19 protein-coding genes and 1 pseudogene are annotated in these 20569 nt (G+C 72.4%); 9 read left to right on the top strand and 11 right to left on the bottom strand.

The features are described 5' to 3' along the window. Positions 1-52: 52 nt before the first annotated feature. Positions 53-1375: a CAP domain-containing protein gene (locus LE181_RS03375; RefSeq protein ID WP_225659416.1), complete on the bottom strand. Its 1323-nt coding sequence runs from the start codon at positions 1373-1375 to the stop codon at positions 53-55. Positions 1376-1491: 116 nt separating this feature from the next. On the opposite strand from LE181_RS03375, the gene LE181_RS32745 reads away from it, so the two are divergent. The 4 genes from LE181_RS32745 (at position 1492) to LE181_RS03360 (ending at position 4050) form a co-directional block, all read left to right on the top strand. Continuing rightward, on the top strand, positions 1492-1569 hold the full coding sequence (locus LE181_RS32745) for a 50S ribosomal protein bL37 (RefSeq protein WP_470572749.1): 78 nt from the start codon (positions 1492-1494) through the stop codon (positions 1567-1569). Between the two features lie 63 nt (positions 1570-1632). Further along, positions 1633-2688: a PP2C family protein-serine/threonine phosphatase gene (locus tag LE181_RS03370; protein WP_225659414.1), complete on the top strand. Its 1056-nt coding sequence runs from the start codon at positions 1633-1635 to the stop codon at positions 2686-2688. Between the two features lie 183 nt (positions 2689-2871). After that, complete coding sequence (locus LE181_RS03365; protein ID WP_225659412.1) at positions 2872-3654, top strand: GAF domain-containing protein; 783 nt, start codon at positions 2872-2874, stop codon at positions 3652-3654. Positions 3655-3753: 99 nt separating this feature from the next. Then, the gene (locus LE181_RS03360) at positions 3754-4050 is read left to right on the top strand and encodes a hypothetical protein (RefSeq protein ID WP_225659409.1); all 297 of its coding nucleotides are present in this window, start codon (positions 3754-3756) and stop codon (positions 4048-4050) included. Here the strand turns inward: LE181_RS03360 and LE181_RS03355 are convergent. Both LE181_RS03355 and LE181_RS03350 read right to left on the bottom strand, forming a co-directional pair. Beyond that, positions 4047-5645 carry a phytoene desaturase family protein gene (locus LE181_RS03355; protein WP_225659408.1) on the bottom strand — a complete coding sequence of 533 codons (1599 nt, stop codon included), beginning with the start codon at positions 5643-5645 and terminating at the stop codon, positions 4047-4049. The genes LE181_RS03360 and LE181_RS03355 overlap by 4 nt on opposite strands. Before the next feature lie 87 nt (positions 5646-5732). Next, a complete protein-coding gene (locus tag LE181_RS03350) occupies positions 5733-6833 on the bottom strand; it encodes a calcium:cation antiporter (protein WP_225659406.1) in 1101 nt (366 codons plus the stop codon). 105 nt (positions 6834-6938) lie between these two features. Here LE181_RS03350 and LE181_RS03345 point away from each other — a divergent pair, with 105 nt between their 5' ends. Next, positions 6939-7454, top strand: coding sequence for a GNAT family N-acetyltransferase (locus LE181_RS03345; RefSeq protein WP_225659404.1), 516 nt, complete (start codon positions 6939-6941; stop codon positions 7452-7454). On the opposite strand, the gene LE181_RS03340 is transcribed toward LE181_RS03345, so the two are convergent. Both LE181_RS03340 and LE181_RS03335 read right to left on the bottom strand, forming a co-directional pair. After that, a complete protein-coding gene (locus tag LE181_RS03340; protein ID WP_225659402.1) occupies positions 7435-7677 on the bottom strand; it encodes a hypothetical protein in 243 nt (80 codons plus the stop codon). The two genes, LE181_RS03345 and LE181_RS03340, sit on opposite strands and share 20 nt — an antisense overlap. Positions 7678-7838: 161 nt before the next feature. Beyond that, positions 7839-8528 (bottom strand): hypothetical protein, encoded by a 690-nt coding sequence (locus LE181_RS03335; protein ID WP_225659400.1) that lies wholly within the window; start codon positions 8526-8528, stop codon positions 7839-7841. A gap of 356 nt (positions 8529-8884) precedes the next feature. Here LE181_RS03335 and LE181_RS03330 point away from each other — a divergent pair, with 356 nt between their 5' ends. From LE181_RS03330 to LE181_RS03315, 4 genes are all read left to right on the top strand, one after another. Continuing rightward, a complete protein-coding gene (locus LE181_RS03330; protein WP_225659399.1) occupies positions 8885-9718 on the top strand; it encodes a class I SAM-dependent methyltransferase in 834 nt (277 codons plus the stop codon). Positions 9719-9945: 227 nt separating this feature from the next. Then, a complete protein-coding gene (locus LE181_RS03325) occupies positions 9946-10179 on the top strand; it encodes a metallothionein (RefSeq protein WP_225659398.1) in 234 nt (77 codons plus the stop codon). A 77-nt stretch (positions 10180-10256) separates the two neighbouring features. Beyond that, a complete protein-coding gene (locus LE181_RS03320) occupies positions 10257-10934 on the top strand; it encodes a TetR/AcrR family transcriptional regulator (protein WP_225659397.1) in 678 nt (225 codons plus the stop codon). Continuing rightward, the gene (locus LE181_RS03315) at positions 10931-12403 is read left to right on the top strand and encodes an MFS transporter (RefSeq protein WP_225659395.1); all 1473 of its coding nucleotides are present in this window, start codon (positions 10931-10933) and stop codon (positions 12401-12403) included. Before LE181_RS03320 ends, LE181_RS03315 begins: the two co-directional genes overlap by 4 nt. A gap of 85 nt (positions 12404-12488) precedes the next feature. Here the strand turns inward: LE181_RS03315 and LE181_RS03310 are convergent, their stop codons facing one another. The 6 genes and pseudogenes from LE181_RS03310 to LE181_RS03285 all read right to left on the bottom strand — a co-directional run bounded on the left by LE181_RS03310 (position 12489) and on the right by LE181_RS03285 (position 20470). Further along, positions 12489-13343, bottom strand: a complete 855-nt coding sequence (locus LE181_RS03310; protein WP_225659394.1) for an isocitrate lyase/PEP mutase family protein — start codon at positions 13341-13343, stop codon at positions 12489-12491. A gap of 694 nt (positions 13344-14037) precedes the next feature. Then, a complete protein-coding gene (locus LE181_RS03305; RefSeq protein ID WP_225659393.1) occupies positions 14038-15687 on the bottom strand; it encodes an APC family permease in 1650 nt (549 codons plus the stop codon). A gap of 299 nt (positions 15688-15986) precedes the next feature. Next, positions 15987-17309, bottom strand: a pseudogene (locus LE181_RS03300) (aldehyde dehydrogenase family protein); the annotation flags it as partial. 211 nt (positions 17310-17520) lie between these two features. Continuing rightward, a complete protein-coding gene (locus LE181_RS03295) occupies positions 17521-18588 on the bottom strand; it encodes a M4 family metallopeptidase (RefSeq protein WP_225659390.1) in 1068 nt (355 codons plus the stop codon). Positions 18589-19020: 432 nt separating this feature from the next. Then, a complete protein-coding gene (locus LE181_RS03290) occupies positions 19021-19941 on the bottom strand; it encodes a MurR/RpiR family transcriptional regulator (protein WP_225659388.1) in 921 nt (306 codons plus the stop codon). A gap of 97 nt (positions 19942-20038) precedes the next feature. Beyond that, positions 20039-20470 (bottom strand): GNAT family N-acetyltransferase, encoded by a 432-nt coding sequence (locus LE181_RS03285; RefSeq protein ID WP_225659387.1) that lies wholly within the window; start codon positions 20468-20470, stop codon positions 20039-20041. Positions 20471-20569 lie beyond the last annotated feature (99 nt).

Here is a 20569-nt window from a genome sequence, read left to right as displayed (position 1 = left end):
CCCCGGCCCCGTACGTCCGGAATGACCACTTCCGCCAGCGGCGGTGGCTCCGTCAGGAGGAGCCGCCGAAGAGCTGGGTCCAGTACGTGCCCGCCCGGCCGCCCGTCGCGTAGCCCACCCCCAGGTGCGTGAAGCCGGGCGTGAGGATGTTGGCGCGGTGGCCGGGGCTGTCCATCCAGCCCCGGACGACCTCGGCGGACGTGCGCTGGCCGCAGGCGATGTTCTCGCCGGTCGCACGGTGCGGGGCGCCGGCGGCCCGCGCCCGGTCCCAGGGCTCGTGCCCTTCGGGAGTGGTGTGGGAGAAGAAGTCACGGCCCGCCATGTCCGCACTGTGCGCCCCGGCCGCCGACGCCAGGCGGCGGTCGGCGGCCAGCGGGGGCAGGCCCGCCACGCGCCGCTCCGCGTTGGTGAGGGCGAGGACCTCCTCCGCCAACCCCTCGGCCCCCGCGGTCGAGTAGGGCTGCGCCCAGAGCACCGTCCAGTACGTCCGGCCCGACCCGCCGTCCACGGCGTGACCGGAACCGATGTGCGTGAACGTCGCGTCATGGAAAGGGGCACGCGACCGGTGACCCGTCAGGCAGTGGTCCACGAACTCGCCGGGGGTGCGCGGGCCCGCGACCAGGTGCTCGTTCAGGAGGAGGTAGGCGTAGCCGCCGGCGGTCACGCGCTGGAAGAGCGAGGGTCCCCCGGGACTCTCGGCGGACAGGTGGCCGGAGGCGGCCATGTGCCGAGCGTGCGCCAGCGCGGCGGCCGTGAGCTTCGCGTCCTCCGTCACCGGCCGCACGCCGGCCCGGGACCGCTCGGCGTTGACCAGGGACAGGACGGGGGACGGGCATGCGGTGCGGCCGGGGCCGGACGGGGCAGGGGACGGTGCGGGGGCGGCCGTCGCCCCCTCGTCCGCGACGTCGACGCCGAAGTCCCGCGCCAGCCCGGCCAGGCCGTCCGCATACCCCTGCCCCAGGGCCCTCACCTTCCATGCGCCGTCGCGCCGGTAGAGCTCGGCGAGCAGCATCACGGTCTCGTCGGTCGCCCGCGGCGGGGCGAACCGGGCCAGGACCCGGCCGCCCGCGTTCGCCACGGTCATGACGGGAGCCGGCAGCGACGCCAGCGGGGTCCGGCCGTCGGCCGGGCTGAGCACCACCGTGACCCGCTCCGCGCCGGGGCGCAGCCGTGCCGGGTCGACCGTGACGGTGTCGCCGTCCAGCCGGGCTCCGGGCACCGAGGGCTGGTTGTAGAACACGAAGTCCTCGTCCCCTGAGGTCCTGCCGCCGCTGCCGGTGACGAGCACCGACACGTCGAACGGCCCGGGCACCCGTATCCACAGTTCGCCCGCGGGCAACGCCCGGTTCCCGCCGGCCACCAGCTCGCTCGTCATGTGGGGAGGAACGCACCGGGCCCGGGGGCCGTTCCGGCCGGGCGTTGCGGTCACCGGGCAGCCGACCCCGGAATGGTATAAATTGCCGCAAAAGACCCTTTGAGAGAGGAGGCGGCATGTCCTCGAAGCGGCGCCGCAAGAAGAAGGCGCGTCGTAAGCACGGGGCCAATCACGGCCGTCGTCCTCAGTGCTGAGCGCGGCCGATTAGGTCGTCCGCGTTCCGTCGGTCGTGGCAGCCGGGCCACGCGCCCGTGTGGGTGGTCATCCCGCTCGGGCTGATCGTCGTCGTCTGCGTCGTCGACATCCTGGCCCCTCCCCACATCCACCTCGGCCCGCTGCTGGTGGCGGCACCCGCGCTCACCGTGGCGTTCGCCGGCGCCCGCCTGACCGCGCTCGTCGGCGCCCTCGCCGTGGCGGCGCAGGTCGTGATCGGTGTGGCGCGAGGGGTGTTGGTCACCGCCAACATCCAGGCGCAGATCGCCGCCCTGGTCCTCGTCTCGGCCCTGCTGGTCGTCCTGTGCCTGGTGCGGGACCGCCGGGAGCAGGAGTTGTACCGGGTCAGGTCGGTCGCCGAGGCCGCCCAGCGCGTCCTCCTCCAGCCGCTGCCCCGCCGCAGCGGCCCGTTGCAGATCGCGGACCTGTACCTGCCCGCCGAGAGCGAGGCGGAGATGGGCGGCGACCTGTACGCGGCCGCGCGCACCGTCATGGGCAGCACGCGGCTGCTCGTCGGGGACGTCCGCGGCAAGGGCCTGCCCGCCATCAGCCACGCCGCCCTGCTCCTGGGCGCCTTCCGGGCCGCCGCCCACCGCCAGGCCACGCTCCCCCGGCTGGCCATCCACCTGGACGGTGCGCTGCGCTGGGACACCGTGCAGTGGCGCACGGACGCGGAGGTGACCGACGAGTCGTTCGCCACCGCCGTCCTGATGGACGTACCCGACGCCGAACCGGTGGTCCACCTCGTCTCGTGCGGCCATCCCCCGCCCCTGCTGCTGCGGCGGCAGCGGGTCATCCCCCTGGAGCCCGAGGTGAGCCACGTGCCCATCGGGCTGGGCACCCTCTCCCCCTTCCCGGACTACGAAGTGACGACGTTCCCCTTCGAACCGGACGACCTGCTGCTCCTCTACACGGACGGCGTCATCGAGTCCCGCAATGCCGAGGGCGAGTTCTTCCCCCTCGCCGAACGGGCGGCCGCGTGGAGCGGCAAGGACCCCGACGAAGTGGTGCGGCTGCTGCGCACGGAGCTGATGGCGCACGTGCGGGGCCGCCTTGAGGACGACGTCGCGGCCGTCGCCCTGCGCCGCCGGCCTGCCTGATGTCTCTGCGCACGTCCGTCAGCTGCCGTGGCGTGCGGGAACCATGGGGGGACCGCAGACGTCAGTCGGGCATGAGGTGCGGAGCCCGCTGTGGCGGAGGCCGCGCCCGGACCCCTCTTCGGCGACGACACGACGGTGCGGACATTGGACTGGTTTCGCAGATACCGCTTGAAACTCTTCTTATTGACGAGCTCCAGCGCGCTCGGCGCGGGGGTCTTCGTGGCCTCGGTCAGGGCCGGTGACCTGTCCGACCCGCACCACACGACCATTCTCTGGGCCGGTGCCGTGATGGCGATGGCCGTGGTGATGGTGGCAGCGTCCGAAACGGCCCTCAACGAACGGGAGAAGGAACAGGCCCGGAAGGAGGTGGCCCGCGCGGCGGGAGCCCTCCGCGCCGCGTACCACCAAACGCTCACGCCGCTCTCGGAGGCCCTCGGCAAGCTCTCCCAGGCCCATGCGGCGGCGTACTCGGCAGCCGTGACCGCGCCACCGCCCGCACTGACGAACGCCCGGAGCGCCCAGAGCCCGCTGATCCTCCAGACAGTGCTCGTCGGAGCCGCCGCCCTCACCGCGGATCTCCAGCCGGGATCGGGCCACCCCGCCGCCCGCAGCGCGTACTACCGCCTCGCCGACCCGGCACGGCACATGTTCACGCTGGAGGACTGGGCAGGCCGTCCCGGGCCGCCCTGCCGGGAGATCAAGGGGGCCGCCGGCAGCCACTTCCTGCACGACGTCCTGGAACCCAGGCAGCCGTACCATGTCGGCAAGGAGACCGGTCTCGTGAGCAAGGTGAACCAGTTCAGCACCACGTACCGGTCCGTCATCGCCGTGCCGGTGGTGGCCGGCCCCCGGGAATTCGGTGTGCTCGTCGTCGACGCGCCCAAGGACACCGATCTCCAGGCCGAGCACGTCCACCTCATGACGGCCCTGGGCGGCCTGCTGGGCGCCACCCTGGCGCTGGCCTAGCGGCACGGACGGAGAAACGGACGCCCTATGATGCGCCGCCGCATACTCGCTCCCGCCTTCCGGCGCCGCCGGGTACGGGAGCCGGACCCGCTCGAAGGCATGAACCACATCGAAGCCACCTACTCCATGACGGACGCCCGGCAGGGCTACGAGCGGGCCGCGCGGGAGGAATTCGACGAGCGGGTCGCCGCTGCGAGCGGATCGTTCGGGTGGGAGAACATCAGTTTGCTGGTGCTGTTCGCCGCCTGTCTGGCCATGACGCTGCTCACCGGCCTCCACCGCATCGGGTGGTGGCCGTACCCGTTCGGTGCGGCCGCCGTGCTGTGTGCGGGACTCGTCGTCCTCAGGTGGCGGCACGCGCGTCGGCCGCGCCGACGGGTCATGACGGATCGTTAGCCGGTGGGCGCCGTCGGCCCGGGCCCCAGGAGTTCCCTGGCGACGATGTAGCCGGAGCCGCCGTTGACGCCGTGGCCGGGCCAGGTCGCGGCGCCGACCATGAACAGGTTCGGGACGACGGTCCGGTGCGAGGGCTGGCCGGGCAGGGGCCTCAGGAGGTAGCTCTGGCTGAGGTCGTGGCTGCCGCCGTAGGGGTCGCCCGGGCCGCAGTTCGGGTTGAACGCGGCCAGGTCGGCCGGGCCGATCACGTGCCGGCCGATGATCGCGTCCGGCAGATTGGGGGCGTGCCGGCCCGCGAGCCCGATCACCCGGTCCGCGAAGGCGTTCTTCACCCCGTCGGTCCAGCCGTCACCGGTCCCGATCTGCCCCGCCGCGTCGCCCCGGAGCCGGAGGGGGACGTCGAGCATCTGCAGCCGCGCGACCGCCGCGCCCGGCGGGCAGCGGGTGGGGTCCACGGCGGAGGGCGCGTCGAAGGAGATGGTCGGTTCGGCGGGGAGGAGCCCCCGGGTGGCCTCACCGACCGAGCGCGACAGCGCGTCGAGGCCGCCGGTGAGGTGCAGTTGTCCGGTGTGGGAAAGGCGTTCGTCCTCGAAGCACGGGGGTTCGGAGAGCGCCAGGTGGATCTGTACGCACCCGCGCCCGTAGCGGTAGGCGCGCGCCTGTCGCCGGATGGCGGGCGGCACCACGCCCTCCTCGTGGGCGAGCAGCTTCAGGTACAGCTGGTCGGGGTTGACGGAGGCGATGACCGTCCGTTGGGCGTGGACCACCTCGCCGTCCGCCGTCCGCACCCCGACGGCGCGGCCCTCCCGCACGATGATCCGGTCGACCCACCGTTCGGTCGCGACGCGTCCGCCGTGCCGCTCGACGAGGGCCACCAGCGCCCGGGCGAGCCGCTCGCTGCCGCCCTCGGGCGTGGGCATGCCGGCCGTGGTCAGCGCGATCAGCACGAGAATGGTCCACAGGGCGCTGTTCGCCTCGTCCGGGCCACGGCCCAGGTGCAGCGCCCAGGGGGCCAGCAGCCCGTGCACGACCGGTGCGGAGAAGTGGTGTTCGAGCAGGTCACGGGCCGTGCGCAGGAACAGCTGCGCGAACGGCGAGAGGTGGCCGTCCTCGTGCATCAGGCCGTGGACGACCTCCGCGGCCCCCGCGCTCGCGAGTTCGGCCGAGAACAGGGCGAACACCGGCCCGGCGTAGGGCGCGAACTCCTCCAGCAGCGCTGCCAGCGCGGCTCCGTCGCCCGGCGCCAGGCGCTCGAACTCGGCGACGTTCTCCTCGGCACCGGTCGACAGCACGGCCGTCGGCGCCCCCGGCATCGAGACGCCGGTGCAGTACCGGGAGGTGCGGTACGTCAGGCCGAGTGCCGTCAGTTCGGGGCCCAGCTCGGCGTAGGCGGGGCCGGAGGTGAACAGGGGGTGGGCCGAGGAGTAGACGTCGTGCCGGAAGCCGGGCACGGTGAGCTCCTCGGTACGGACGAGACCGCCGGGCCGGTCGTTGCCCTCCAGGACGAGGACTCCCCATCCCGCGCGTGCCAGGTACGCGGCCGCGACCAGTGCGTTGTGGCCACTGCCGACCAAAATCGCGTCATATCGCTGCATGAGGGATTCTGGCACCGGAGCCGTCGCGCGGTGAAGGGTGCAGGAGGCGGAGACGGGCCGGTCCCCGCGTCTACGTCCCGTCCGGTGTCAGGGGCTGACGGCCAGCACGACGTAGGCGGCCAGGAGCGAGAGGTGCACCCCGCCCTGGAGCGGGGTGGCGCGGCCCGGGATCACGGTGAGGGTGCCGACGACGAGGGTCAGAGCGAGGAGCACCATGTGGGTCGCGCCGAGGCCGAGCAGGAGCGGTCCCTCCAGCCAGACGGAGGCCGCCGCAACGGCGGGAATGGTCAGGCCGATGCTGGCCATGGCCGAGCCGAGGCCGAGGTTCAGGCTGGTCTGGACGCGGTCGCGGCGGGCGGCGCGCAGGGCGGCGATCGTCTCGGGGAGGAGGACGAGCAGGGCGATGACGACCCCGACGACCGAGGCGGGCAGGCCGGCGGCGGCCACCGCGGACTCGATGGCCGGGGAGACGCCCTTGGCCAGGCCGACCACGGCGATCAGGGCGACCGCGAGCAGCCCGACGCTGGTCAGGGCGGTCCGGGCCGAGGGCGGGTCGGCGTGGTCGTCGGTGTCGATGACCACGCCTTCTGCGGTCACCGGCAGGAAGTAGTCGCGGTGCCGCACGGTCTGGGTCGCGACGAACAGCCCGTAGAGGATCAAGGCGGCCAGAGCCGCGAAGACGAGCTGGGCCGAGGAGAACTGGGGGCCGGGGGTGCTGGTGGTGAAGGTCGGCAGGACGAGGCTGAGCCCGGCCAGCGTCGCCACCGTTCCGAAGGCGGCGGCCGTGCCCTCGGCGTTGAACACGGCGACCCGCCGTCTGAGCGCCCCCACCAGCAGGGACAGGCCGACGATGCCGTTGCACGTGATCATCACGGCGGCGAAGACGGTGTCACGGGCCAGGGAGCTGCTCTTGTCGCCCCCGTCGGCCATCAGCGTCACGATCAGGGCCACTTCGATGACGGTGACCGCGACGGCGAGCACCAGCGATCCGAAGGGCTCGCCGACCCGGTGGGCGATGACCTCCGCGTGGTGCACGGCGGAGAGCACCGCCCCGCCCAGGAGGACGCTCACCAGGGCCACCAGCGCGGCGGACAGGGACTGCCCCCAGGTCAGGGCCAGGACCAGGGCGGCCAGGACCGGCATGACGACGGACCAGTGCAGGCCGGACAGCCGGAACCGAGATCTCATGCGGACAACTTTCGCAGATCACCCGGAAAAGCCCGTTCCTTTCCGGCGCTCGGCGCCCGGTAAAACGCAAGGCGTCAGCGGCCGCGCCTGCGTAGCGTTCCGCCCATGCCAGAACTTCAGCGCCTCCGCCCCGGCCACGCGCCGGCCCTGCTCGCGTTCGAGCGGGAGAACCGCGCCTACTTCGCCGCGACGATTCCCGACCGCGGTGACGACTACTTCGCCCACTTCGACGCGCGGCACGCGGCCCTGCTCGCCGCGCAGGAGGCCGGGCTGGACCACTTCCACGTGCTCGTCGACGGTGACGGTGCCGTGCTGGGACGGGTGAACCTCGTCGACGTGACGGACGGTTCCGCGGAGCTCGGCTACCGGATCGCGGAGAGGGCGAGCGGCCGGGGCCTGGCCACGGCCGCCGTCCTCCGGACGTGCGCCCTCGCCGCCACGGCGTACGGACTCACCACGCTGCGGGCGGTGACGACGCTCGACAACGCCGGATCGCGGGCGGTCCTGAACCGCACGGGATTCATTCCGGGCGACGGGATTCTCCTCGACGGCCGCCCGGGAATGCGTTATGCGCGTGACCTGACCGAACTCCGCGACACCCTCAGCCGTTCGGCGGCTTGATCCAGCCCTTCTTCACCAGCTCGTCGCAGTGCCACTTGGCATAGCCCGGGCTCTCCCCTTTCTTCTTGGCGGCGGCGATGCAGTCCGCGTAGGGAAAGGGCGGCTGGTCGGCGCGCACGTTCGTCTGGGGCCGGGGTGGAGGCGCGGCCTGGGCGGCCGCCACCGGAACGCTCATTCCGACGAGCACGACGGCCCCCGCCAGGGCGATAGTCATACGACGCACAGGGCTTTTCCTCTCCTCGCTCCGAAATACGGCACTGCGGGGACAACTGAACAAGACCGTCCGCCGCCGCACAACGAGCCACGCCCCAAGGCGCTCCAGCCACCGCGCCCTGCGCGGACGACGGCTTGAGCGCCCTGGGGTGCTGAAGGGGAAACGCCGCGTCAGCGACCGGCGGAAAGGGCGCCGGAGCCGGACGTCGGCAGGTCGTAGCCGAGCTGCGCGGTCTTCTCCGCAACGGGCGCCTGGAGCGCGTTGTCCTTGCCGTAGAGGGCCACGGTGGCCTTCGCCGTGGAACCGGGCGGGAAGGCGCCCCCGCCGTTGCCGGTCCACTCGTAGAAGCCGCTGTGCCGGGCCCCGTCGCACTGCAGGTCCTTCTTGGCGCGCACGCCCTTGAGGACGGTGGGCTTGCCGCTGCCCGGGTCGGAGGCGAGCGTCACCTCCAGGTGGTCCGTGGCGGCGGTGCAGGTGTAGTCGAAGGAGACGTCGAGCGAGGCCACGATGCCCTTGCCGAGGAAGATCTTCCTGACGCTCACGGACGGCGCCGCGGCGGCCTTCGCCGCTTCGGCGGCCTTGCGGGCGGCCTCGGCGGCCGACTTCGCAGCGGCTTCGGCGGCGGCCCTGGCGGCGGCGTCGGCGGCCGACTTCGCAGCGGCCCTGGCCGCGGCCTCCGAGGCGGCCTTGGCGGCGTCCTCCGCCGCACGCCGCGCCTCGTCGGCGGACTTCGTACCCGCGCCCCGGTCGCTCTTGGCCACCGGCTCGACGGTCGCCGCGGTCGCCGCGGGTGCCGCGATGCCCAGAGCGACGGCAGCCAGTGCCGAGACTCCGGCTGCACGAAGGGAGGTGCGCTTCACTTACGTACTCCTCAGAACTTCACTCAAAAATATAAGGAAGGAGGCATGCAAAAAGCAGCGATGCATCCGACGTATGCGACCGTGCCCCCACCTCGTCGCATGGAATTCCTGCGCGCGTCACCAAACAGCACTGGATGCGCACGCGCCATCGCAGCTCGGTGACAATTTATCACCTCATCGTCACGGAGAGGCATTTCGGCTGGTGTGATCGCGCCATTCCCTTCGGCGCTTTCCAGCCGGAGGCCGTGCGCGGACCCGCATGCGCCGCCGGCGGCACGCCCTTTATTGCAGGAACCGCAAGAACGTTTGCTCCTCGCGACCGGCCGGGCGCATGGTCGTCGGCAGGAGGTTTTCCCATGAACGATTTCGACTGGGCCGCGATGGCCGACCTGCTGGAACGCGAAGGGGAGGCGCACGGTCCCTACGTGGACCAGGCTCTTGAGCAGCTCCGGCATCTCACCCCGCGGCGGATCCTGGACATCGGCAGCGGGCCGGGGGTCGCCGCCTGCCGGCTGGCGGCGGCGTTCCCACTGGCCGAGGTCACCGCGGTGGACGGCGCGCCGGAGCTGCTGACCCGGGCCACGGAGCGAGCGGAGCGGCTCGGCGTCCGGCTGCGGACCGAGGTGGCCGGGTTCCCCGAGGGGCTCGACGGCCTGGCGCCGGCGGACCTGGTGTGGACGGGGCAGGTCGTGCACCACGTCGGCGACCAGCAGGACGCGCTCGCCCGGCTCGCCGGACTGCTCGAACCGGACGGCGTGCTGGCCGTCGTCGAGGGTGGCCTGCCCGCCCGCTGGCTGCCGCGCGACATCGGGTTCGGGCGTCCCGGGCTGCAGGACCGGCTGGGTGCGGCGATGGCGGAGCGGTTCAGCCGGATGCGGGCCGAGCTGCCCGGTTCGGTGGCGGTGGTCGAGGACTGGGCCGGCATGCTGCGCACCGCGGGGCTCACGGACGTACGGAGCAAGACCTTCCTCGTCGACCGCCCCGCGCCCCTCGACCGGGACGCGCGGCAGTCGGTGCGGCAGATGCTGCAACGGCACCGCACAGTCCTCGACGGAGTGCTGGACGCCGACGACGTGGCGACGATCGAGCGGCTGCTCGACCCGGCCGACCCGGCGGGCGTCGACCGGCGCCCGGACGTGTTCCTGCTGACCGCGAAGACCGTGCACTTCGGGCGCCGGCCCACGGGCTGACGACGCAGGGTGCCACGGCCGCCCGCCGGCCCGCGGGACCGTTCGTACGGGTCCCGCCGGCCGGCGGCCGGCTGTCACCGCGTCCAGCCGGATGGGCGCAGAGGGCCGCGTTTCCCCGGGCCGCGCCGTGGCGCTGCCGCGCAGGAGGGCCGGCCAGGTGCATCCTGACGGTCGAACGCCGGACGGCGAGGGAGTTCCGGCGGCAACCGAGCCAGGAGATGTGCCCCATGGCAGCGTGCGAGGTATGCGGGAACGACTACGACATGGCCTTCGAAGTACGTGCCGCGGGAGCCGTGCACGTCTTCGACAGCTTCGAGTGCGCCGTCCACAAGATGGCACCGGTCTGCGACAACTGCGGCTGTCGCATCCTCGGTCACGGTCACGAGACCGACGGCATGTTCTTCTGCGGCGCCCACTGCGCCCGTGTGAAGGGCTACACGGAGCTCGTCGACCACTCCTGACGCCCCGGCACTCCCCCGCTGCGGCTGCCGCACCCGCCGAGTAGACAGTGTCTACGCCCTCCTGGTAGACACTGTCCATGACACATGAGACGTCGCTGCGCGAGCGGCTGGTCGATGCCGGGGTGGAGCTGGTGATGACCAGCGGCACCGCTGCGCTGGGGCTGCGCGAGATCGCCCGGCAGGCGGGGGTGTCGCACGGGGCGCCGCGCCGGTACTTCCCCACGCATCAGGCCCTGCTCTCCGCGATCGCCCGCCGCGGCTTCGCGGACCTCCAGGCCCGTTTCGCGGCCGCGACCGCCGGCACGGCGTCGCCGCGCGGCCGGCTCCATGCGCTCGGCCGGGCGTACCTCGGCTACGCCCTGGAGCACCGCGGCATGTTCGAGCTGATGTTCCGTCATGAGCTGCTCACGAGCGGGCAGGAGGAGCCGGGCCGGCCGCGGCTCAGGGAGTCGACGCTTCCGTTGTTCGAGCACATGGCCGGGCTCATCGCCGCCTACCGGGCCGAGCGGACGGCCCCGGACCGGCCGGGCGCGCCGGGGGGCTCCCTGCCGCCGGCGTCCGTCACGGCCGCCGCTCTCTGGGCCAACCTGCACGGCATCGCCCAGTTGTGGGCGTGGGGCAGTCTGCAACTGGTCCTCGGCTCCGCGCCGTCGGCGGCCGGGACGCCGGACGGCGACGGGCTCGACCAGCTCGACCAGCTCGACCGGCTCGTCGCGGCGGCTCTCGACGCCCACCTCGGCCGGGACGTCGCATGACCACGACCGTACGGCGCCGCCTCGCGCTCGCGGCGAGCGTGGCCGGCGCGATGATCGTCGCGCTGGACGGCACGGTGCTGTCCGTGGCCCAGCCCAGCCTGCAGCGCGACCTCGGCGTCGGTGTGGCACAGGTCCAGTGGACCAGCACCGCCTACCTGCTCACGGTGGCCGCGTTCCTCGTCATCGCGGGGCGGCTCGGCGACCGTTACGGGCACCCGCGGATGCTGTGCATCGGCGTGCTCGGCTTCGGGGCCGCCTCGGCGGGCATCGCGCTCGCCCCCGGGGCGGGGTGGGTGATCGGCCTGCGGGCCCTGCAGGGGGGGTTCGGCGCCCTCCTCCAGCCGGCGACCCTCGCCCTGCTGAGGCTCGCCTACCCCGCGGAGCAGCTCGGCAGGCCGGTCGCCATCCGGACGAGCGCGATCGGAGTGGCCGCGGCGGCCGGCCCGGTGCTCGGGGGCGTCCTGGTGGCGCAGTTCGGCTGGCGGGCGGTCTTCGTGATCAACGTTCCGGTGGCGCTGCTCATCGCCGGGCTGACGCTGGCCGTCCGTACGCCCGCACCGGCGCGGACCGTCTCCCAGCGGCTCGACGCCGTCGGCGCGGCCCTCCTCGCGACCGTGCTCGCCGCGCTGGTCCACACCCTGGCCGGGGTACCCGCGCAGGGGTGGACGGGCCTGCCGACGCTGCTCGGAGGCGCCGTCGTCGTGGGTGTGGCCGCGGTGCTCGTCGTGCACGAACGGCGTGCGGAGCACCCCGTCGTGCCGCCCGTCGTGGCGCGTTCCGTCCCCGTGACGGCGTCGATGACGCTCCTGCTGTGCACGAGCGGCGGGATGTTCGGGGCGCTGTTCGTGGGCACGTTCCTGCTGCAGGACGTCATCGGGCTCGACCCGTTCACCACCGGCCTGTGGGTGCTGCCGCTGACCGCGCTCATGGTGCTCGGTGCGCCCGTGGCGGCCGCCGCGCTGCGCCGGTTCGGGCCGCGTCCCACCGCGCTCGGCGGCACGGGCCTCATGGTCGCCGGCATCGCGAGCCTCTCACGGCTCGGTCCGGGCAGTACGCCGGCGGTCACCGGCGTGGCGTTCGCCGTGCTCGGTGCGGGGTTCGCCGCCGTGATGGTCACCGCGACGGGAACCGTCGTCGGTGAGGCGCCCGCCGGGTACGCGGGGGTCGTCGGCGGGCTCAAGCAGACGGCGATGAACGTCGGCCCGACGCTCGGCATCGCCGTCGCGGCAGGTCTGATGCTGCTGACCCCTGACGGTCCGGCGCCCGCACCGGCCACGGGGGCGACGCCTGCGACGACGTTGCTGGTCCTGGCCGGACTCGCCGCCCTGGGCCTGCTGCCGGCGTCGCTGCTGCCCCGGCGGCCCGTCCCCGGGGGCCGGGACGCACGGCCGGCGACGGGCGAGGGTGGCGTGGACGACCAGCAGGATGGAGCCCCGGTCGCAGACCGTGGTAAAGGTGCGGTGGCGTGACAGCATGGCGGACAGGCCCGGGCGGCATTGCGCCGCACCGGGCCCGTCCGTTCCCCGTCTCGCCGGGTGCCGTCCTGCGTCCGCGTCAGCCGATGGGCTCGCGGTCGTGGTGCCGGCTGATGTTCTTCTCCAGCAGGGCCAGTGACTCGGCGACCCCCACGCTGTCCGCGGTGTGCTGCGGCAGACGGCCGTCCGCGCTCTTCAGCTCCTTCAGGGCACGGTCGATGGCGGTCTGGGCGGCGAACAGGCAAGGGGTGCTGTAGATGGCGACGTTCACGCCCAGGTCGCCCAGCTCGGTGAGCGAGAGCCGCGGCGACCTGCCGCCCGCGATCTGGTTGAAGAGCAACGGCTTGTCGCCGATGACCCTGCGCACCTTGGTGATCCACTCGACGCTGCGCACGCCGTCGACGAGGATCACGTCCGCGTCCGTCGCCGCCAGCGCCTTGGCGCGCCGCAGGATCTCGTCCTCCTCGGTCGCGTCGGTGCGGGCGACGACGAGCAGGTCCCGGCGCGTCGCCAGGACCATGTTCAGCTTTTCGAGGTACTCCTCCAGCGGCAGGACCTGCTTGCCGTCGACGTGTCCGCAGCGGCGCGGGCGCTTCTGGTCCTCCAGGATGACGCCCGAGGCGCCGATGGCTTCGAGGTGCCGCACGACGTGGCAGGCGGTCTCGGGGTCGACGTAGCCGTCGTCGATGTCCACGAGCAGGTGCTGGCGCGGGAAGGCCAGGCGCAACCGCTGGACGAACGCGACGATGTCGGGCCAGGCGATGAAGCCGATGTCGGGTAAGCCGTAGTGGGAAGCGGCGAATCCGAAGCCGGAGACGAACATGCCGTCGTAGTGCTGGGCGGACACGGAGGCGGAGAACATGTCGAAGACGCCGATCAGGGGTGTCGTTCCCGGTCCCTCGACGGCGGCACGTAGCCGTTGCGCGTGACTCATGGGTATCCTCCTGGGCACTGGTCTGCGGTGGGTTCGTCCTTGCCGACCTGTCGCCTGCGAAGCTCGGTCGGCAGTCCTTTCCTGGTGTGCCGTGGGCCGGTTCGCCGGGGGGCGGCCGCCCCGTTTCACGGGGCGGTGCGCTCCCGGACGTGCACTTCTCTTCGCTCTGACGCCGTACCGCGGCATGCCGTTCCGAGGCAGAGGTACACCTCACCGGCCGGAGCGCTGCAGCATCATCCGCCGCTCGCGCCGACGGCCGATCATCTGGCTGGAGGCTACCAAGAGATGGTCACGCGAAAACCAAGCATTGACAAAAGGCCCTGCACAGCGGCACATTCGCGCCGCGTCCCGAGCGGCTGGAACGGACGGGTCGCACGACGGACGACAGCTTCGCGCACGGGCTCATCGCGTGCCGGGCGGCACGCCGAGGGGGCCGTCCACCTCCGGTGTTGCCGGCGTGCGCGCCGCACGTCCGTTCTCTGTTCGCACACGCCGGCGCGCCGGACGGACGGCGCGACCCCGTACGCACACCCGTGACGCGGAAGGCTTGCTTCTATCGGTGGGCCCGTGGGCGTTCGCCGTCCACGCGCACCGGCTTCCTCCGGCAACGCAGCGGCCCCGGGCACGTCCTCCGCTCGGCTTCGCGAGGGGTGACGGGTCCGGGGCCGGTCGTCCGGTCGGGGTGGTCGTCCGGTCAGACGAGGGAGCCTGCGGGCTGCGGCTCGGGAGCCTCGGCCACGGGGCCGGGGGCCGCGTCGAGCACGGGGTCCGGGTCGGGGAGCCCCGTGCGGTGGGCCTGGACGCCGGCGCGTACCGCCCAGAAGTAGAAGGCCACCGCCGACAGGCCGACGAGCGCCGTGTCGAGGCCGCCCGGGATCACTCCGTGACCGCCGAACTCGGTGCTGCCGAGGGCGGACAGCAGTGCCGTCCACAGCAGGAACCCGACCATCCACCAGGCCGGTGCGAACTGCCGGCGCAGGCTCGTCTCGCCCCGGCGGCGCAGTACGACGGCGGCGATGGGCACCGAGACCAGGGTGAGCAGGGCGACCTTGCCGGTGTTGGGCCACTTCGACCAGAACAGGGCGCAGGCCGCGAAGGCGAAGGTGACCGGGCAGAGCACCTTCGCCGCGGGCAGGCGGAAGGGGCGGGGCAGGTCCGGCTTGGTCTGCCGGAAGACGCCGACCGCGATGGGGCCCATGAGGTAGGAGACGACCATGGCGGCGGAGACGACGCTGGCCAGGGCCTCCCAGCTGTGGCCGATGGTGAGGAGGAGCAGGACGGAGAAGCCCAGGTTCAGCCACATGGCCGGGCGGGCGACGCCGTAGCGGGGGTGCACCTCGGCGATCTTCTTGGGGAAGAAGCCGGTCTCGGCGAGGTTCTGGGCCAGGTACGCGGAGGACGCCACGTTGCCGATGTTGGCGCCGTTCGGCGAGATGAAGGCGCCGAACTGGAGCATCGTGACGACCCAGTGCAGCATCAGCAGCTTGGCGAGGTCGGCGAAGGGCGACGCGAAGTTGATACCGCTCCACCCACCGGCCTCCGCGAGCCGCTCCGGGGGCACGGCGCCGAGGAAGGCCACCTGCAGGGCCAGGTAGATGAGCAGACCGAGGGAGAGCGCGCCGACGAGGGCTCGGGGGATGGCGCGGCCGGGGTCCTTGGCGGCACCGCCGAGGTTGACGACGGCCTGGAAGCCGTTGAAGGCGAAGACGACGCCGGAGGCGGAGACCGCGGTGAGCACGGCCGACCAGCCGTTGGGGGCGAAGCCGCCGTGGTCGGTGAAGTTGCCGGTGTGGAAGCCGGAGGCGATGAGCGCGGCGACGGCGAGGACCGGGATCGCGAACTTGACCAGGGTCAGGAGGTTGTTGGCGCGCGCCAGCAGGGCGACCGACCAGTAGCAGGCCAGCCACAGGGCGCACGTCAGGACCAGGGCCGTCGCCAGGCCGGTGCCGGTGAGACTGCCGTCGGACACCAGTCCGCGGGCCCAGCCGAAGCTCCACGAGGCCATGTACTGGGTGCCCGCGATGGCCTCGATCGGGATCAGGGAGGCGGTCGCGATCCACACCGCCCATCCGGTGATGAAGCCGAGCACCGGGCCGTGCGAGATGGAGCCGAACCTGGCCATGGCGCCCGGGAGCGGGTAGGCGGCACCGACCTCGGCGTACGACATGGCGATCATGCCGATGAAGACGGCGCCGATCACCCAGGCGACCAGGGAGGCGGGGCCGGCGACCTGGGCCGCCTGCCCGGCCCCGAAGAGCCAGCCGGAGCCGAAGATGGACCCCAGCCCGATCATGATCAGGGCGAAGAGACTGAGGCCCTTTCGATTGGCCGCGCTCATGTCCACGATGTGCTTTCCGTTCTGCCGGGAGACAAAGACTGGAAGCCGCCACCTGCCGGATCGAGCGAAGAGCAACCGCCTGCACTGCACACCGGCACCAGCCTCATCGGCTTTGCCGGAACGGCCACCGGGAGCGGACACCGGGCATGGCCGAGGATGCAAGAGCGACGCCGGACATAGTACGACAACCCGCAGAAATGGCTGAAATCGCACCTGCCGCCATCCACCCTGGGCGTCGGGCCGTCGCCGCCGGCTCGAAGATCTCTTCACCCTACAACGATGCGCGGGCCGCTCCGGCCGCGGCGTCAGCTCAGCGGCTTGTCGAGCACCGCCTTGCGGTGGCTGAACGTCTCGATCGAGTAGCGCCCGTGGTAGCTGCCCATGCCGCTCTCGCCGACGCCGCCGAACGGCAGGTCGGAGACCGTGAGGTGGGCCAGCGGCAGGCCGAACCCGAGGCCGCCGGAGGAGGTTTCGGACGCCAGGCGCCGCCGGGTGGCCTCGGAGCCGGTGAAGGCGTAGAGCGCCAGCGGCTTGTCGCGGTCGTTGATGAAGGCGATGGCCTCGTCCAGGTCGCGGACCGTGACGATGGGCAGGACGGGACCGAAGATCTCCTCCTGCATGACGGGCGCCCCGGGGTCGACGTCGGCGAGAACGGTCGGGGCGATGTACTTCGTGGCGCGGTCGCTGCCGCCGCCGGTGACCAGGCGCCCGGAGCCGAGCAGGGCGGTCAGCCGGTCGAAGTGACGCTCGTTGACGATCCGCCCGTAGGACCCGGACGCGGCGGGGTCGGGTCCGTACAGCGCTTCGACGGCGCGCATCAGCGCGGGCTCCAGGGCGCGGGCGGTCTCCACGTCGGTGAGCACGTAGTCGGGCGCCACGCAGGTCTGGCCGGCGTTGAGGAACTTGCCGGCCGCCAGCCGCTCCGCGACGACGGCCGGGTCGGTGTCGCGGTCGACGAAGACGGGCGACTTGCCGCCCAGCTCCAGGGTCACCGGGGTGAGGTGCCGGGCGGCGGCGGTCATGACGATGCGGCCGACCGCACCGTTGCCCGTGTAGAAGATGTGGTCGAAGCGCTCGGCGAGCAGGGCGGTGGTCTCGGGGACGCCGCCCTCCACGACGGCCACCGCATCGGTGTCGAGGTAGCGGGGCAGAAGACCGGCGAGCGCGGCCGAGGTGGCCGGCGCCAGCTCGCTGGGCTTGGCCACGACCGCGTTGCCGGCCGCCAGGGCCCCCACCATCGGAGCGAGCAGCAACTGCGCCGGGTAGTTCCAGGGCGCGATGACCAGGACGACACCGAGCGGGTCGTACTGGGTCCAGGCCGCGGCCTCGCCGAGGTGGGGCGGGACGGGGGCCGGTTCGGGGCGCAGCCAGGCGTCGAGGTGGTCGAGGGTGTGATCGATCTCGCGGAGGATGAAGTCGATCTCGGTCCGGAACGCTTCGTATGCGCTCTTGCCCAGGTCCTCGTGGAGGGCGGCGACGAGGGCCGCGTCGTTCTCGGTGAGCATCGCGCGCAGCCGGCGCAGCTGAGCGGTGCGCCAGGCGGTGGGCTTGGTGCGGCCCGTCCGGAAGGTGGCGCGCAGGCGGGCCACGACGTCGGCGGGCTGCTCGGCGGTGGGGTGGGGCATGGTCCCTCGATTGCGGGTGCGGGGCGGACGACGGTTTACTTGATAGCCTCAAGCAACTGCTTCGATGTAAATACCAACAGTTAAAAATGTCAAGTAATCGCCGACCCGCCGCTCGGCGCACGAGAAAGCGGCCCTGCCGGTGCCGGCAGGGCCGCATACGTGACTCCCGGCCGGCCGGTCCGTCAGCCGGCCGGCCACTCGGCCTGGCAGCCGGTCAGAGGATCCCCACCGCCCGGAAGGCCGAGCGCACCGCCTGAACGCCGTTCCGGTGGGTGACCACCTTGTCGCGGACGAGGATCCTCGCCTGGGCGCTGATCACGGTCGCCGCGTCCGGGAACGTGGCGGTGGGCCAGAGGTTCAGCAGGCCCTGGAACCAGATCAGGCCGGCCTCGTCGGCGCCTATCTCCGCGGCCGTGAGGTAGAAGGCCCGGTTCGGGATGCCGCTGTTGCGGTGGACGCCCTGGTTGTCCAGAGGGCCCGCGTAGTAGTCCTGCATGTGTGCGGGCTGCGGGTCCCTGCCCATGAGGGGGTTGTCGTACGCGGTGCCGGGGTGGGCCATCGACCGCAGCGCCTCCCCGTACAGGCCCGGCGCCATGATCTCGTCGCCGATCAGCCAGTTGGCGCTCTGCGCGGTCAGCCCCTGGGAATGCTGGTCGGCCAGGCTGCCGAAGACGTCGGCGAAGTGCTCGTTCAACGCCCCGGACTGGCCGTTGTACTCCAGGTTCGCGGTGTGCTCGACCACGCCGTGGGCCAGTTCGTGGCCCATCACCTCGCGGGACTGGCTGAAGTCGGTGAAGATCTCCCCGTCCCCGGTCCCCAGGACGATGTGGGAGCCGTCCCAGAAGGCGTTGTCGAAGTTCTCCCCGTAGTTCACATAGGCGTCGATGTCCATGCCGAGGTCGTCCAGGCTGTTGCGCCTGAGGACCTTGCTGTAGTAGTCCAGCACCGCTCCGACGCTGTCGTACGCCGCATCCGCGCTCGTGGGCTGGCCGACAGGGGGGTCGCCCTCTCCCCGGACCTTCCGGGCGGCGTCGAAGTCGACGCCCCGGTCGCAGTCGAAGATCACGCGCCGCGCCTGGCCCTCCTGTGCGGCGGTCAGCGCGACGAGGTCGACGACCGCACGCCTCCTCTGGTCGCGGAGCTGCTTACTGGCCGCCGCGGTCAAGGTCGCCGGATGGGGCTTGGCGTCGCTCACCGCGGTGACCTTGGCGATGTGATCGAGAATGTGCGGCGGGACGAAGAGGCACCTGCAGGGGCTCCTGTTCCCGATCCTGATCGACATGATCCGCATCCCTTCTGTGCTGCCTGCACTGCCCCGAGGGACCCCTCTACCAGCTCAGCACCACTGCGCCACCCGGGACAGGCGGGCGGCATGGGTTCGCGGCGGGCGGGGGGCCGGACCCCTCTTGACCAGCGTGGACGCGGAGAGGAGCGCGAGGGCATTAGGCCGAACGGGTGAGGCGTTGCGGCTTGCCGGGGCGCGGAAGGAAGGCTGCGGCCCCGGCCCAGGGGCCGGCCGGGGCCGAACGGGGCGTCCGAGGGGAGCGGACCACCCGTACGGGCACACCACGCGGGTCGACGAGGAGGCCGTCGGCCCCTGCGCTGTGCCAAGTGCAGTAAATATATTTACCGCCGAGTACGCAAGGGTATGAAAAATTTCATGCAGCTCGGGGCCTGAAAACGTCCCGGCCGGGACGGCTTGGGTGGGCGGCCGTCAGTCCAGGAAGAAGGCGTGCTGCTCCGCCGCCTGCTCGTACTTCTCCAGGCGCAGCTGGGTGCGCTCGGGGTCCGCGTCGGCCATGGCCTGGAGGATCGCCGCGGAGAGCACTCCGGGCGCCGCGTAGGAGTCGAAGACGAGGCGGGAGCCGGTGCCGGCCGTGAACGCCACGTCGGCCTCCTCCACGAGCGGCCCCAGCGTGACGTCGGTGATCAGGGCGACGCGCAGCCCCGTGCTGCGGGCGGCCCGGATGGCGGCCAGCGTCTCGTTGGCGTGCCGCGGCATCGCGAACGCCAGCACCCACGTGCCGCCCGCCTCCCGCGCCTGGAGCAGCGCGTCGTAGGCCACGGTGCCCCCGCGGGAGACGAGGCGGACGTCGGGGTGGATGCGCTTCGCCGCATAGGCGACGTACTCGGCCAGCGAGACGGAGATCCGCAGGCCCAGGATCGTCAGCGGAACGGACCGGGCGAGCTCGCGGCCGAGGTCGAGTACCCGGTCGGTGTCGGCGAACACCCTGCGCAGGCTCTCCAGGTTGGCGATCTCGGCGTCGACGGCCGCCTGCAGCTCGTTGCTGCGGTCCGCCTGCCCCGTCCCCGGGGAGCCGGCCACCGCCCTCAGGGCGATGGGCTGCAGCGCCTCGCGCAGGGCGGGGTAGCCGGTGAAGCCGAGGGAGGTCGCGAAGCGGGTCACGGACGGCTGGCTCACCCCGACGCGCTCGGCGAGGTCCGTGATCGACAGGAACGCGGCCTCGGTGAGGTGGTCGGTGATGTACTGCGCGATGCGCCGTTGTGCGGGGGACAGCCGGTGGCCGCCGAACAACGCACGGACCTTGTCCGCGGGGGCGGGCTCCGTCTCCGGAGAGCGCCTTCCCGGAGTGATCGCAGACGCCTGTGCACGTGCCCGCTGCCCTGATCGCACCGGTGGGCCTCCTTCTCGCCTTTCCCGCTCAACATAGCTCACCGGCCATGGCGGCCAGGGGCGAACGTCCCTGGCCGGGGGGCGGCTCCCGCCGGGGTCAGCCGAGCTCCTTCTGGAAGTGGAAGGCGGCGATGGCCATCCGCTCGCGCAGGTAGAAGCGGTGGGCGTCCGTGCGGTGCGTGGCGGAGTCGAGGGTGAAGAGGTGGCAGCCGGTCTCGCGCGCGTGGTCCTGCAGGTACGTCAGGAGGTGGTGGCCGACGCCGGTCGAGCGCGCGTCGGAGGCGGTGACGAGATCGTCGACGTACAGCGAGCGCACCGTGCTGGTGTTGACGACCACGCGCCAGCCCGCCGCGCCCACGCACCGGCCGTCGTCGTCGTACGCGGCCGTGAAGCGCAGGCCCAGGCCGTGCCCCTCGTCGTAGATCTCGCGGAAGAGGTCCTCGGTGAGGTGCGGGCGCAGTTCGCGCAGGACGGGGAGGAGGTCGGACAGGAGCCGTGCGTCGCCGGGAGCCAGGTCGATGATCTTCATGCGGGGCACTCTAGGGGTTGCCCCGTCTTTTCGCTGTGACGCATCTGGCGTCACGGCATGACGACGTCACGGCCGGTCCGGGGTGTGACCGGGTTGCGC

The sequence above is a fragment of the Streptomyces sichuanensis genome, from assembly GCF_020328095.1.
In the GTDB taxonomy this organism is placed as follows: Bacteria; Actinomycetota; Actinomycetes; order Streptomycetales; family Streptomycetaceae; genus Streptomyces; species Streptomyces cinnamoneus.
The sequence above is the reverse complement of the archived record's forward strand: the minus strand, read 5'-3'. Positions and strand labels throughout refer to the sequence as shown.

What these genes read in the sequence shown, in the direction of transcription:
- LE181_RS03375 (WP_225659416.1), bottom strand. Translation starts at nt 1,375, where the DNA reads ATGACGAGCGAGCTGGTGGCCGGCGGGAACCGGGCGTTGCCCGCGGGC.
- LE181_RS32745 (WP_470572749.1), top strand. Translation starts at nt 1,492, where the DNA reads ATGTCCTCGAAGCGGCGCCGCAAGAAGAAGGCGCGTCGTAAGCACGGG.
- LE181_RS03360 (WP_225659409.1), top strand. Translation starts at nt 3,754, where the DNA reads ATGAACCACATCGAAGCCACCTACTCCATGACGGACGCCCGGCAGGGC.
- LE181_RS03355 (WP_225659408.1), bottom strand. Translation starts at nt 5,645, where the DNA reads ATGCAGCGATATGACGCGATTTTGGTCGGCAGTGGCCACAACGCACTG.
- LE181_RS03350 (WP_225659406.1), bottom strand. Translation starts at nt 6,833, where the DNA reads ATGAGATCTCGGTTCCGGCTGTCCGGCCTGCACTGGTCCGTCGTCATG.
- LE181_RS03345 (WP_225659404.1), top strand. Translation starts at nt 6,939, where the DNA reads ATGCCAGAACTTCAGCGCCTCCGCCCCGGCCACGCGCCGGCCCTGCTC.
- LE181_RS03330 (WP_225659399.1), top strand. Translation starts at nt 8,885, where the DNA reads ATGAACGATTTCGACTGGGCCGCGATGGCCGACCTGCTGGAACGCGAA.
- LE181_RS03325 (WP_225659398.1), top strand. Translation starts at nt 9,946, where the DNA reads ATGGCAGCGTGCGAGGTATGCGGGAACGACTACGACATGGCCTTCGAA.
- LE181_RS03320 (WP_225659397.1), top strand. Translation starts at nt 10,257, where the DNA reads ATGACACATGAGACGTCGCTGCGCGAGCGGCTGGTCGATGCCGGGGTG.
- LE181_RS03315 (WP_225659395.1), top strand. Translation starts at nt 10,931, where the DNA reads ATGACCACGACCGTACGGCGCCGCCTCGCGCTCGCGGCGAGCGTGGCC.
- LE181_RS03310 (WP_225659394.1), bottom strand. Translation starts at nt 13,343, where the DNA reads ATGAGTCACGCGCAACGGCTACGTGCCGCCGTCGAGGGACCGGGAACG.
- LE181_RS03295 (WP_225659390.1), bottom strand. Translation starts at nt 18,588, where the DNA reads ATGTCGATCAGGATCGGGAACAGGAGCCCCTGCAGGTGCCTCTTCGTC.
- LE181_RS03285 (WP_225659387.1), bottom strand. Translation starts at nt 20,470, where the DNA reads ATGAAGATCATCGACCTGGCTCCCGGCGACGCACGGCTCCTGTCCGAC.